13 protein-coding genes are annotated in these 12532 nt (G+C 71.4%); 6 read left to right on the top strand and 7 right to left on the bottom strand.

What is annotated here, in order from left to right; all coding sequences use genetic code 11:
• Nucleotides 1-27 precede the first annotated feature (27 nt).
• Nucleotides 28-1425: a hypothetical protein gene (locus DB32_RS11655; RefSeq protein ID WP_157068967.1), complete on the top strand. Its 1398-nt coding sequence runs from the start codon at nucleotides 28-30 to the stop codon at nucleotides 1423-1425.
• On the opposite strand, the gene DB32_RS11650 is transcribed toward DB32_RS11655, so the two are convergent.
• Together DB32_RS11650 and DB32_RS11645 are read right to left on the bottom strand one after the other, a co-directional pair.
• Nucleotides 1412-2059 carry a DUF4386 domain-containing protein gene (locus DB32_RS11650; protein ID WP_053232499.1) on the bottom strand — a complete coding sequence of 216 codons (648 nt, stop codon included), beginning with the start codon at nucleotides 2057-2059 and terminating at the stop codon, nucleotides 1412-1414. The genes DB32_RS11655 and DB32_RS11650 overlap by 14 nt on opposite strands.
• 88 nt (nucleotides 2060-2147) lie before the next feature.
• Nucleotides 2148-2945, bottom strand: a complete 798-nt coding sequence (locus DB32_RS11645; RefSeq protein ID WP_053232498.1) for a class I SAM-dependent methyltransferase — start codon at nucleotides 2943-2945, stop codon at nucleotides 2148-2150.
• An 83-nt stretch (nucleotides 2946-3028) separates the two neighbouring features.
• Between DB32_RS11645 and DB32_RS11640 the strand changes: the two genes are divergently transcribed.
• From DB32_RS11640 to DB32_RS11620, 5 genes are read left to right on the top strand one after another with little or no spacing between them, the layout of a single operon-like run.
• Entirely contained in the window at nucleotides 3029-4342 is a 1314-nt protein-coding gene (locus DB32_RS11640; RefSeq protein WP_053232497.1) for an FAD-dependent oxidoreductase, read from the top strand.
• A gap of 56 nt (nucleotides 4343-4398) precedes the next feature.
• Nucleotides 4399-5148: a hypothetical protein gene (locus DB32_RS11635; protein WP_157068966.1), complete on the top strand. Its 750-nt coding sequence runs from the start codon at nucleotides 4399-4401 to the stop codon at nucleotides 5146-5148.
• Between the two features lie 44 nt (nucleotides 5149-5192).
• The gene (locus tag DB32_RS11630) at nucleotides 5193-5999 is read left to right on the top strand and encodes a hypothetical protein (RefSeq protein WP_157068965.1); all 807 of its coding nucleotides are present in this window, start codon (nucleotides 5193-5195) and stop codon (nucleotides 5997-5999) included.
• Nucleotides 5926-7032: a hypothetical protein gene (locus DB32_RS11625; RefSeq protein ID WP_157068964.1), complete on the top strand. Its 1107-nt coding sequence runs from the start codon at nucleotides 5926-5928 to the stop codon at nucleotides 7030-7032. Before DB32_RS11630 ends, DB32_RS11625 begins: the two co-directional genes overlap by 74 nt.
• On the top strand, nucleotides 7029-7775 hold the full coding sequence (locus DB32_RS11620) for a hypothetical protein (RefSeq protein WP_053232493.1): 747 nt from the start codon (nucleotides 7029-7031) through the stop codon (nucleotides 7773-7775). Before DB32_RS11625 ends, DB32_RS11620 begins: the two co-directional genes overlap by 4 nt.
• 6 nt (nucleotides 7776-7781) lie before the next feature.
• Here the strand turns inward: DB32_RS11620 and DB32_RS11615 are convergent, their stop codons facing one another.
• Genes DB32_RS11615 through DB32_RS11595 form a run of 5 tightly spaced genes read right to left on the bottom strand, consistent with a single transcriptional unit; the run spans nucleotide 7782 to nucleotide 12486 of the window.
• The gene (locus DB32_RS11615; RefSeq protein ID WP_157068963.1) at nucleotides 7782-8501 is read right to left on the bottom strand and encodes a hypothetical protein; all 720 of its coding nucleotides are present in this window, start codon (nucleotides 8499-8501) and stop codon (nucleotides 7782-7784) included.
• Nucleotides 8486-9811 carry an FHA domain-containing protein gene (locus tag DB32_RS11610; RefSeq protein ID WP_053232491.1) on the bottom strand — a complete coding sequence of 442 codons (1326 nt, stop codon included), beginning with the start codon at nucleotides 9809-9811 and terminating at the stop codon, nucleotides 8486-8488. Before DB32_RS11610 ends, DB32_RS11615 begins: the two co-directional genes overlap by 16 nt.
• Nucleotides 9812-9836: 25 nt before the next feature.
• Complete coding sequence (locus DB32_RS11605) at nucleotides 9837-10697, bottom strand: hypothetical protein (protein ID WP_157068962.1); 861 nt, start codon at nucleotides 10695-10697, stop codon at nucleotides 9837-9839.
• Nucleotides 10690-11601, bottom strand: a complete 912-nt coding sequence (locus tag DB32_RS11600) for a type II secretion system F family protein (protein WP_083457320.1) — start codon at nucleotides 11599-11601, stop codon at nucleotides 10690-10692. Before DB32_RS11600 ends, DB32_RS11605 begins: the two co-directional genes overlap by 8 nt.
• 18 nt (nucleotides 11602-11619) lie before the next feature.
• Nucleotides 11620-12486, bottom strand: coding sequence for a type II secretion system F family protein (locus tag DB32_RS11595; RefSeq protein ID WP_053232488.1), 867 nt, complete (start codon nucleotides 12484-12486; stop codon nucleotides 11620-11622).
• Between the last annotated feature and the right edge of the window lie 46 nt (nucleotides 12487-12532).

Raw genomic sequence — 12532 nt, 5'->3', positions numbered from 1 at the left:
CGCCTCGTTTCTGCAATGACTCGCGCGTTGCGTGTACGTCGCCCGCTGCGGAGCTCGGAGGCGATCTCGCTCGGCGCGGTCGTCGTCGCGGGCGCGTTCTTCTTCGTGTTGCTGTCGGGGCACGCGCAGGGGCTGAACGGGCCGAGCTACTGGCAGTGGCCGTGGCTGCCCGAGACGCCGTTCGACGCGCGCGAGGCGCTCGCGCTGTACGCGCCGCCGATCGTGTGCTTCGTCGTCGCGCAGCAGCTCGCGCGCAAGCACCGCGCGCTCGCGCTCGGCGCGCTGATGGCGTGCGCGACGCTGCTCATGTTCGCGGCGCAGGAGGTCGTGACGCCGGACGCGACGTGGCTCGAGCGCGGCGGACAGATCGTCGACAGCCTCGGCGCGCACAGCTACTACGACGAGGCGCAGGTCGTGGCGCAGGAGCCCGAGTGGCTCGCGCGCTTCCCCGAGCTGATGCCGCGCCTGCGCTGCCACGCGCCGACGAAGCCACCGGCGATCCTGCTGCTCTACACGTGGCTGTTCCGCGCGTCGTCGCCCTCGGCGCAGACCGCGCGCTTCGTCGCGCTCGCGCTCGCGCTGCTCGCGTCGTGCGCGGTGCCGATGATCTACGCGCTCGCGCGCACGCTGCGACAGCGACCCGCGGCGGCGTTCGCGGCGGCGAGCCTCTTCTCGCTCGTGCCCGCGCTCGGCGCGTTCTGGCCTTCGTTCGACGCGGTGTACGCGGTGATGACGTGCGCGCAGGTGATCACGTGGCACCGCGCGCTCGTCACCGGTCACGCGCGATGGGCGATCGCGTTCGGGCTGCTCGTCGCGATCGCGTGGTTCGTCGCCTACAACTTCCTGATCCTCGGCGCGTTCCTCTTGCTGCACGCGCTCGTCGAGAGCTGGCGCCGTCGCGATCGCCGCGTCGCGCTGCCCTACCTGCGTGCGCTCGCGCGTCCCGCGCTGCTCGCCGCGATCGTCGTCGCGACGATCGTGCTCTTCTACGCCGGGCTGCGCGCGCTGACGGGGTTCGACGCGATCGCGACGTTCCGCACCGCGATCGGCATCCAGGATCACCTCGCGACCGGCCTGGACCGACCGTGGGAGCGCACGATCGTCTACGACCTCACCGACTACGCGCTCGGGATGGCGTGGCTGCCGGTCGTGCCCGCGATCGTCGGCGCGTGCGATGCGTGGCGGGATCGACGCCGGACGTTCGTGCTCGCGATGACGTGCTTCGCGCAGCCCCTGATCGTCGCCGCGATCGGGATCATGCCGACCGAGACCGCGCGCACGTGGATCCTCATGATGCCGTTCGTGCTCGTGCCCGCGGGGATCGAGATCGCGCGCTGGAGACGCTCGAGCCGTGCCGTGCTCTACGCGCTGACGATGCTCCTCTCGATCGCCATCACGCGCGCGATGCTGTTCACTGCGCCCTAGGTCGCGCGAAGACGAGCCAGAGCACGAACGGCACTTCGCCGATCAGCGCCGCGACGCCGACGATCACCGCGTACACCGGCGCGCCGCTCGGCGCGACGAGATGACCGATCCCGTTCAGCGAGTAGCCGAACGACGCGATCACCAAGAGCGCGCCGAGCACCTTCGGCGCCCATCCCGCACGCATCACGAGCACGCCGAGCGCGAGGCAGTGGAGCCCGAAGAGCGGCTCCCAGACGTGCACGCCCGACGCGTGGAGCTCGAAGAGCGCGAGCGCGTCGCCCGGTCGCTGCAGCGCCGCGAGCAGCGGGAGCAGGTTGACCGCCTGCACGACCGTCATCGCGAGGCGCGCGAACGTGGCGGTCACCGCGATGTCGAGGCTCACGCGCCGGAACAGCGTGAAGAGCACGGCGGTGAGCGCGATCTCGGAGAGCACGATCGCGACGTGACCGAGCAGCCCGGCGCGCAGCAGCGCCTCCGACGCGATCAGCTGCGCGGTCGTCGCCTCGGCGTCGCCGGGCACGACGATCGCGGAGGGGACGAACATCATGCTGAACGGGCCGCAGAACGTGGGGACGAGGTAGAGCAACCCCGCGATCCGAGCGCGCGTCCGCAGCGATGTGGCCTCGTCCGTCATCCTCGCACCTCCTGCGTGTCAAGAATATTTGACACCGCTGGATGTAACGGCGCTTTGACATCACGTCAAACATCTTTGACATCGCGCTTCAGCGGCGCGCGACGAATGCGATGCCGACCGAAGGCGCGTGCGGGCCCGCGATGCGCGCGTCGAGCTCGTTGAGCGCCTCGGTGACGCGCGCGAGCGCGGGGACGCGATGCGAGCGCGGCTTGATCGCGACGCGGCGCGCCGGTGCGCGGCCGTCGTTCGTCGCGTTGGCCTTGAGCACCCGCTGGAGGATCCCTGGCCAATAGCACTCGAGGCTCGCGGCCAAGGCGAAGGTGATGCGAGCGGCTGGCTCGACCTCGAGCCCCGCGCTCGCGAGCCAAGCGCGCATCTGGCGCTCACCGATCAGCTTGTCGTGCCCGTACGCGTACGCGCCGACGCCGGCGAGGCGCTTGTCGGGCGAGAGCGCGCGGTGCAGCGGATCGTACGTCCACGGGAAGTCGACGTTCGGCACCGTGATCACCGCGAACCCGCCGGGGCGCAGCACGCGCGCGAGCTCTCGCAGCATGCGCGGCGGATCGGCGACGTGCTCGAGCACGTCGACCGAGACGACGGCGTCGAACGTCGCGTCGTCGAACTCGAGCGCGTGACCGTCCTGCACGGAGTAGCGCAGGCCCTCGACCATCGCGTTGCGGCTGCGCGCGAACGCGACGTCGTCGGGATTGATGTCGATCGCGTGCACTTCCTCGGCGAAGCGCGCGAGCATCGGATCGTAGTCGCCCTCCCCCGTGCCGAGGTGCAGGAGCCGGCGCACCGATGTGCCGCCGGTGCGGCTCGCGAGCGTGCGCTCGACCCAGCGGTAGCGCGCGAGGTAGGTCGGGAAGAGAAGCTTGAAGCTCATGGTGCCCCGCGCAGGTGTGGCACGAGGCGCCCGCGGCCGGTACCGAGCGCGGGCCACGACCATGAAGTAGGCTCGCCCGTCCCATGGCTCACACGATCGCGATCATCGGAAGCGGACCGGCCGGTTTCTACGCGGCCGAGGGCGTCGTGAAGGCGCGTCCGGACGCGCAGGTCGACATCTTCGATCGACTGCCCACGCCGTACGGCCTCGTGCGGAGCGGCGTCGCGCCCGACCACCAGGGCACGAAGAACGTGTGGCGCGTGTTCCAGCGCACGGCGCAGCGGCCGCAGGTGCGCTTCCTCGGCAACGTCGAGATGGGGCGCGACGTGTCGCTGCAGGAGCTGCGCGACGCGTACGACGCGGTGGTGCTCGCGATCGGGGCGCCGATCGATCGGGAGCTCGGCGTGCCCGGCGAGCACCAGCGCGGCGTGATCGGATCGCACCCGTTCACGAGCTGGTACAACGGGCACCCCGACTGGAGCGGGTTCGATCCCGATCTCGACGCGTCGCACATCGCGATCATCGGGAACGGCAACGTCGCGGTCGACGTCGCGCGCGTGCTCGGCCGCACGCCGCCCGAGATGGTGAAGACGGATCTGCCGGCGTACGCGAGCGAGCGCATCGCGCGCGCGCCGCTCACCGACATCTACATGATCGGCCGTCGTGGCCCCGGCGAGGCGAGCTTCACGCCGGTCGAGCTGCGCGAGCTCGGCGACCTCGCGAACACGGTCGCGGTCGTCGACGGATCGCAGCTGCCCGCGAGCATCTCCGCGAAGGATCCGAAAGACCAGAAGCTCAAGGACAAGATCCTCGAGATCCTGCGCGGCTACTCGCAGAACGATCCGCAGAGCAAGCCGGTGCGCTTGCACATCATGTTCTACGCGGCGCCGCACGAGGTGCTCGGCGACGGCGACAAGGTCACGGGCCTGCGCCTGATGAAGACGAAGGTCGAGAACGGGCGCGCGGTCACGACCGGCGAGACGTTCGATCTGCCGGTGGGCGTGATCGTCAAAGCGATCGGGTACTACTGCCGGCCGATCGAGGGGCTGCCGATGCCGGAGTGCTCGACGTGTTATCCGAACACCGACGGGCACGTGGACGGCAACGTGTGGGCAGTCGGCTGGGCGAAGCGTGGTCCGAGCGGCGTGATCGCGACGAACCGCGGCGACAGCCTCGAGGTCGTCGATCGACTGCTGAAGACGCTCCCCGAGGGGACCGCGAAGACCGGTGGGAGAGAGCGGATCGACGGGCTCCTGAAGGAGCGCGGCGTGCACGTGGTGACGTTCGCCGACTGGGAGAAGATCGAGAAGCACGAGCACGAGACGGCGAAGGAAGGCGCGCCGCGCGTGAAGCTGACGGAGTGGGAGCACCTGCTCGACAAGGCGCGCCGGACGTGAGCGTGGCGGAGAGAACGAGCGCGCGACTCGCGCGCTCGTGGCCAATCGGGCTCGTCGTGTTGCTCGTGATCGCGGGGTGCAATCCCGATCACATCGATCTCGATCTCGCGCCGATCGACGCCGGGGGGAACGTGCCCGAGCCGACGCGCGACGCCGGGCGTCGCGACGCGCGCGCCGATGCCGGTCGCGATGCCGACGACGCGGGCGCAGGCGATGGCGGCCGGACGTGCGGGACCATCGGCGGCTGCCATCCGCTCTACGACGCGAGCTGCCGCTGCGGGTTCGACGATCTCACGGCCGAGTGGTCGTGCGGTCGCTCGGGCACGCGGCGCGAGGGCGAGGACTGCGAGTCTGCGGAGGACTGCGGGCCCGGATTGCTCTGCACGCGCTCGTACGTGGTCGGCGGCGGACAGTGCCGACGACTGTGCGACCAGGACTCGGACTGCGGGACGGGCCAGGGATGCGCGGAGCTCGGACGCATCGCGAGCTGCACGGGTTGGTGCATCGCGCTCGCCGAGTGCGACCTCGTCGGCCAGACCTGCGGCGCGGGCCGGGGCTGCTACTGGATGCGCGACCAGGACGCGGCGCGCGATCACGTGTTCTGCCATCGCGCGGGCACGGAGCAGGAGACGCGCTCGTGCCTGCGCGATCCGACGCGGTGCGAGCCCGGGCTTCTCTGCGTCTCGCGCACCGACGGAGTGGGCTCGACCACGCGATGTCAGCCGTTGTGCACGACGAGCGACGACTGTCCGGTCGGATCGTCATGCGGCGGAAGGACCGCCGCGGGCGTGCAGTTCTGCCGCTGAACGTTCTCGACGGTGTCGGACGAGCCGCCTATCCTCGCGGCCGCGTGACCAGCAGCATCGGTGCGACGCGAGCGGGTTTGGCGGTGTGCGTGGTGGTCGTCGCGATCACGACCGGGTGCAATCCCGATCACGTCGATCTCGATCTCCCACCGCCACCACCGGTCGACAGCGGGACTTGGACGCCGGTCGACGCGTTCGTGCCGAGGCCGCCGGACGCGGGGCGTGATGCGGGCGTCGATGCAGCGGTCGACGCAGGGCGCGACGCGGGCTCGGCGCCGGTCTGTCGCGTGGTCGGCGGGTGTGATCCGTTCGAGCGGGACCCCTGCGGCGCGAACCGCACGTGCATCTCCGACGCGACGATGGGCACGCGCTGCGTCTCGTCGGCGTTCACGCTGCGCGGCGAGGGCGAGAGCTGCACCGTCGACAACCAGTGCGCGGAGCGGCTCGAGTGCCGGGGGCTCTTCAGCGACGCGTTCGAGTGCGTGAGGCAGTGTCGGATCGGGAGCGTCGGTGAGTGCGGCGCGGCGGGACGTTGCCTGATGCAAGCGCGCACCGGCGAGACGTGCCTGGGGCTCTGCGTGCCGGTGAACGACTGCGACCTCCTCACGCAGGACTGCCCGGGCGGGCGCGCGTGCGTGCTGCTCGGAGATCCGGAGAGCGAGGATGAGATCGCGACGTGTCTGCCGCCGGGCGCGGCCGCGGTCGGGCAGTCGTGCGCGTGGGCGGACTCGTGCGTGCGGGGCGCCGCGTGCATCGGCGGGACGTGCCGGCAGCTGTGTGGCGACAGCCTCGATTGCACGACGGGCACTTGCAGCGGGAGGACGGTCAGTGGCGTCGGATATTGTCGTTGAGCGACGGCTCGCCGCGATCGTGATCGCGCTCGTGATGCTCGTCGCGTCGAGCGCGAGCGCGCAGGGCGCGGACACGGTGTTCCTGCGCAACGGCGGGCGACTGCGCGGCACCGTCGAGGTGTTCGAGCCCGGCGTGCGCGTGGTGATCCTGTTGCCCGACGGATCGCGGAGGACGATCGAGGCGAGCGAGCTCGATCGCGTGCAGTTCGCGGACGCACCGAGCGCGCCGACGCCCGCGGCGCCGCCGGTGACGACGGAGCCCGCGACGCCGCCCCCGGCAGAGCCCGCGCCGAGCGAGCCCGTGACCGAGCCGCCGCCGGCGATCGAGCACGCCGAGCCGTCGACCGCGGACGCGCTGAGCGGCGCCGATCTCGATCGACTGCAGACCGCGACCACGCCCGGTGCGGTCGGGGAGTACGGCGACGGGCACGCGCGGGATGTGGCGTGGAACGGAGTCGATCCGCGCACACAGCTCGTGATGCGGCCCGAGGGGATGCTGCATTTCGTCGTGGAGGGTCGCGTCGCGTTCGCGCTGTCGTTCGGCGATCCGTACTACGGCATGCAGGGCCGCTTCGGCGGTGACCTCGCGATCGGTGCGGACCTGCGTGTCCCGGAGACGATCCTGCACGTCCGTGCTGCGATGGTGCTCGGACTACAGAGCCATCAATCGTCTTCCAACGAATATGCATACGACAGGACGCACGTGCTGCACGCGACGGGGTTCGGCTACGTCGCACTGCGCGGTCTCGTGGGAGTCGACGTGACGTCGTGGCTGTCGCTGCGAGCCGGCGGTGAGTATGGATTCGAGGTGCTACCCGTCTTCGACGTGGTGCGCAGCTATGGCGGTCCCGAGCTCGGCGTGGTGTTCCGTGCGCTCGACGATCGCCGGCTCGAGCTGGGGCTCGCGCTCGCGGTCCAGGATCGCAGTCACGCGCACGTCGAGATCGTCAACGACGTCGCCGTGACGGAGAACTACGCGGGGACGTCCTGGGTCCCGCGCATCGCGCTCACGATCGGCGGGGTGTTCCTGTGAATCGCGCTCTGATTCTCGCGCTCGTGCTCGTCGCCGGTTGTGCCGAGGCCAGCCGCGTCGGGTATTTCGACGATCAGGCGTTCTACACGGTGCGACAGCACTATCGGATTCGCTATCTGCCCGACGCGCGCGCGTCTCGCGCGCTGCTCGGTAGCGAGTGGCGTCCGCTGAATCTCGAATTCGAGAATGGCGTGCCCACACAGGGCCGATGGACGCGCGAAGATCAGACGCGCATCTGGCTCGATCACGACGGTGACGGGCGTGGCGATCTCCACACGACCGGCGAGCGCTTCGATCTGCGCTTCGAGCACCGACAGAACGGCGCGAGCCTCCTCGTGCGCACGTCGCCGATCGCCGAGTCGCTCGGAGAGCGCAGCGTCGACGTGCTGGTGCACGACATCCTCGACCGCGTCGCGGGCGGCACCCAGCAGAGCGGCTCGGTCGAGGTCGTCCGCATCGTGCACGAAGGGCCGGTGCGCGTCGGAGGTGCCGATGCGTACCAGGCGGTGTTCGAGGGCGCCGCGCTCGGCCCGACCGGCGACGTGATCGCGACGTCGACCGATCGCGCGCAGGTCGTGTTCGTCCGCCCGCGCACGCGCTGGCGCGACGGCGGGCGCAGCGCGCCGATGGTGGTGAGCTTCTGGCTCGTCGCGCGGCGCGAGCACTTCGACGGTCTGATGCCCGCGCTCAGCTCGCTGCTCGATCGCACCGACTTCCGCGATCACCTCGACACGGCGCGCTGACGCGCGTCAGTTGAGACGCTCGGGCGGGCGCGTGGGCTCGGACGGGGGCTCCGGCGCGACCTCGACCTCGGGCTCCGGCTCCGGCGTCGGACGACGCCCCGATCGGCCGCGCACGTGCTCGAAGTGCTGATCGAGCACGACGATCTCGTCGCGGTCGCCGACGGTGAACGCGCGCACCGGATCGACGGGGCGCAGTCGCTCGTCGCCCTCGGTGCCGAGCGTGACGCGGAACGCGCTGCCGGGCGCCATCGCGAGCACCACCTGCGCGGCGCCTGCGGCGTCGGTCCTCGCGACCTCGCGGCCCGCGACGCGCACCGGGAGATCGGCCTCGCCACCCGTGCGCACGAGCAGCGCGACGCGGCGCTCGGTGGGCGCGCAGCGGATCGGATAGTGGAGCCGCGGCTCCTCGCGGCGCAGTGACTCGACCGCGCGCACGACGATCTCGTCGGCGACCTCCGCGCTGCGATGTCCCGCCGGACATTCCGCGGCGATGGCGAGCCGAGCGCCCTCGGCCTCGTCGATTATCACGCGCAGGGTTCCGTCCTCGCCGGTCACGCCGCGATCTTCACCGGCGACGTGCACGCGCACGCCGGCGAGGGGCTCGCCGGGATCACGCTCGGCGGCGAACACCACCGGGAGCGCGACGCGCACCCGCGACGGAGCCGGCGCACCACACGCGCTGCAGAGACCCAGCGCGACCAGGACGATCATCAGGGCTGCGCGCACGACGCACCTCCTCCGCTCGCGGCGCACGCCGCCTCGAGACGACGCCGGAGCATCCGCGCGATGACGCGGTACTCGCCGTCGTCGGGATGCTCGGTCGCGAGCACCTCGTACTCGCGCGCTGCGTCCGCCCATCGACCCGCGGCGACGAGATCGATCGCGCGAGAGAGCGCAGTACGGCCCTCCGCGTCGACGACGGCAGTCGCGGGAGCAGCGGAGTCCGTCGCGGGAGCAGCGGAGTCCGTCGCGGCAGCAGCGGAGTCCGTCGCGGCAGCAGCGGAGTCCGTCGCGGGAGCAGCGGAGTCCGTCGCGGGAGCAGCGGAGTCCGTCCCCGCCGCGCTCGTGGCGTCGAGATCGGTGTCGGCGACCGTGAGCTCCGCCTGCTCGCGCGCCATCGCGCGGGCGCGCGCCTGTCGCGTGTGGTTGACGCCGATCGCGACGGCCGAGAGCGCCACGAACGCGGCCGCGAGCGCGAGCGTGCGCGGCGGGATCCCGCGGCGCTTCGGAGGCTCCGAGAACCCCGCTTCGTCGCTCGACGACCCGCTCACCGCCGCGACGACCGGCGCAGGCTCGCTCGCCGGTTGCGCAGCGATCTCCACCTGTCCGAGGTGCGGGCGCATCGCTGCCGGCAGCGGGCCCGACGGTACTTCGAGGGACATGACGGTCGCCTGCGACACCGCTTTGCTCACCACGGTCACGTCGCCGAAGCCTTGGACCGGCGAGATCATCGCGTGGCCCATCGCGGGCGCCTGCGCGACCAACGGGGCGTGCCCGCTCGCGACCGCGGGGAGCGCGGGCAGCGAGGGGGGCACCGGGAGCGCGGGCGGTGCCATCGACACGCGGCCCGCGGCGTCGCTTCCGAGCGCGTCGACCGGGATCGTCGGGCGACCATCGTCGAGCGAAGGCATCTCCATCGCGGGCCCGCCGAGCATCGTGCGCTTGGGATCGAAGCGACGCGCGGAGCGCGCGGTGGTCGTGATCTCCAGCGCGGCCCACCCGAGCTCGATCACGTGACGGCCCTCGAGCCGAACCGCGCTCGCAATCGGCGTGCTGTCGACCAGCACGGGCGCGTACGGCACGACCCACATCGCCTCGCCGTCCCACACGAGGTCGAGGTGGCGCGGCGCGACGCCGTTCGCGTCGATCCGCCACCCCACCGGCCCGCTGCCGATGCCGACCTCGGTGCGCGCGGCGCCGGGCGGGATCTCCCAGACGTACGTGGTCGACCAACCGCGCAGCACGGTGACGCGACCCTGCGGCGCTTCGACGCGCGGTGCGGCGCTCTGCGGTGCGCTCTGAGCAGTGGACATCATCGGATCTCCTCGCTGTGCATGGGCTTCATCGCGCGTCGTCGTCGTCGAGCAGCAGACCGAGATCGAGCTGGAGCTCGCGCTCGAGCTCGGCGAGATGCGCCGTGTAGTCGTCGCGCCGGTGGTGCGTCAGCTCGCGCAGCTCGCGCAGCGTCGCGAGCGCGGTCGCGTCGTCGCCACGGTCGAGCGACTGCTGGAGCGAGAGGCGCAGGCGGCGATACGTGCCCTCGATCTCCTCGCGCATCGCGTGCCCCTCGCGCTGTGCGCGCTCCGCCGCGGGCACCGCGCCCGCCGCGAGGAAGCACTGCTCGGCGCGCGAGTACGCCGATACCGCGGCGATTCCGTCCTGGTAGTCGTAGCGGAACCGCTCTCCGCGCGCGCGCGCGACCCGCAGCGACTCCGCCCCTTCGTCGCGCGCGTCGGCCGCATCCGCGCAATCTCCGGCTGCGTCGAAGAGCCCGGAGGGCTCGAGCGATCCGTCGCGCAGCGACTCCGCACGTGCGCTCCGATTGCGCACCACCGCGACCGCCAGCAGCGCCGCGATCCCGACCACCATCGCGAGCAGCAGAGTCCGGACTCGACTGCCCTCTCCCGCGCCGGCCGCGACACCGATCTCGAGCGTCGCGCCGCCCATCACGAGACGTGCGCCCCAGGGCAGGAGTGCGTCCTGGAGCACGATTCCGTCGCGCAGCACCGGAGTCCGCGCATTTCGAGCGACGGAGATCCAACAGCCATCTTGTCGCGGGACGAGCAACAAATGCTCTCCCTCGATGTCGAGATCGGCGGGCAGTCGGACTCCCGCGCTCGCGCTGGTGCCGACCGTGGTCCGAGCGACGAGCGCGGCCTCGAGCTCCGAGCCGTCGGGGAGCGTGATCCGGAGCTTAGACATTGCCGATCTCCATGACGGTGATCGCGACCGGCCCGAGCACGAGCAGCATGATCGCGACGAAGATCAGGACGAGCGGGATCATCAGCTGCATCGCCGCGCGCGCGGCCGCTTCCTCGGCGAGCACGCTGCGGCGCATGCGCAGGACGCGCGCCTGGATCTTGAGGATCTCCGCGAGCGGCGTGCCCTTCTCCTCGGCCTGCACGATCGCGCCGACGAAGTCGCGCACCGGGCGCGTGGGGACGCGATCCGCGAAGCCGATCAGCGCCTTGGCGCGGGTGTGGCCGAGCTCCAGCTCGTCGAGGATGCGGCCGAGCTCGTCGGCCGTCGGCGTGCCCTTGGGCAGTCCGTCGAGGAGCAGTCGGCGCAGCGAAGAGGGGAAGTCGAGGCCGGCGCCCATGCACAGGCTCAAGAGGTCGACGGCCTCCGGCAATCGGCGCTCGATCTCCTTCTGTCGTCGCGCCGTCGCGTCGCGCAGCTGCGAGAACGGATGTGCCGCGCCGATCGCGACGAAGAGCACCGGAACGAGCGGCGACCACCCGAACCGCGCGGTGAGCCACGTGCCCGCCACTCCGAGCCCGACCGCGTAGAGCACCGACATCGCCGCGACCTCGTCGGCAGTCAGTCCGAGCCAATACCCGGAGCGCAGGAGATCGGCCTCCACGCGAGCACGCCAATCGGCGGGCGGCAGCAGCGCGAACCATCCTGCGACCACTCGCACCATCGGCTCGAGCGCGCCGAACGGGCCTTCGCTCTTCGCACGCTGGCGCTGAGCGCCGCGGGGACCGAGCGACGGGCTCGCGACCGCGGGGACGAGCGAGACGACCAGCGTCGCGCCGAAGAGCCCGACGCCGAGCATCGCGAGCGCGGCCCAGGGAAGCCAGGGAGCTGCAGCAATCTCCGACATGGTCGACTGGCCTCCTCCTCACACGTCGATCTCGAGGATCTTCTTCGCGCTGAACACCGCGATCGCCCACAGCGCGGTCGAGATCGCGATCACGATCCATCCCGTGACCGAGAGCAGCAGCGGCTCGAAGAAGTCGTGATCGACCGCCTGGATCGCAGCGAGCAATCCGAACGGCATCAGCGCGAGCACCCACGCTTGGGAGCGACCTTCGGCGGTCTTGGTGCGGATGACTCCGTCGAGGCGCGCCATCTCGCGCAGCTGCGCCGCGGACGTCTCGAGGATCTCGGGCAGGCTTCCGCCGGTCGTACGACCGACGACGAGCGTCGACAGCACCGCGCCGATCGCGCGGCTCCCGATGCGCGCGCCGGTGTTGCGGAGCGCGTCGTCCAGCGGCACGCCGAGAGAGCGCTCCTTGAGCAGGAAGTCGAACTCGTCCGCGAGCGGTGCGCCGACGATCTTCGACGAGTAGTCGATCGCCTCGCCGAGCGCGGGGGTCGCGCGCAGCGTGTTCGCGAGGCCCATCATCCAGCCGTCGAGCTGGTCCTCCATCGACGCGACGCGCTTGTCGCGCGCGCGACGCAGGAACGCGAGCGGCGCGCCGAACACGAGCGGCGCGAGGAATACCGGCATCGGATTGCGCAGCACCAGCGCGAGGAAGAACAGCGCGACCGAGATCGCGAGCTGGATCTGCGCGAATCGCAGCGCGGCGATCTCGAGGCGAAGGAACGAGACGTCGCGATCGAGCAGCACGACGTAGCGCTCCCACGCGCGCTTCGTGCGGCTGTCGTCGCGCCCGAGCTGGCTCCAGGCCGCGCCGAGCAGCCCGAAGCCGGTGAGCGCGAGCGCCGCGATCGCCGTCCATCCCATGCTGAGCACCGAGTCCACGATTCGACTCCTCCTCTCGAGCGTGCCAGTCGTCGATTCCGAAGCG

Origin of the sequence: Sandaracinus amylolyticus (genome assembly GCF_000737325.1) — a bacterium.
GTDB classification, from domain to species: Bacteria; Myxococcota_A; Polyangia; order Polyangiales; family Sandaracinaceae; genus Sandaracinus; species Sandaracinus amylolyticus.
The sequence above is the reverse complement of the archived record's forward strand: the minus strand, read 5'-3'. Positions and strand labels throughout refer to the sequence as shown.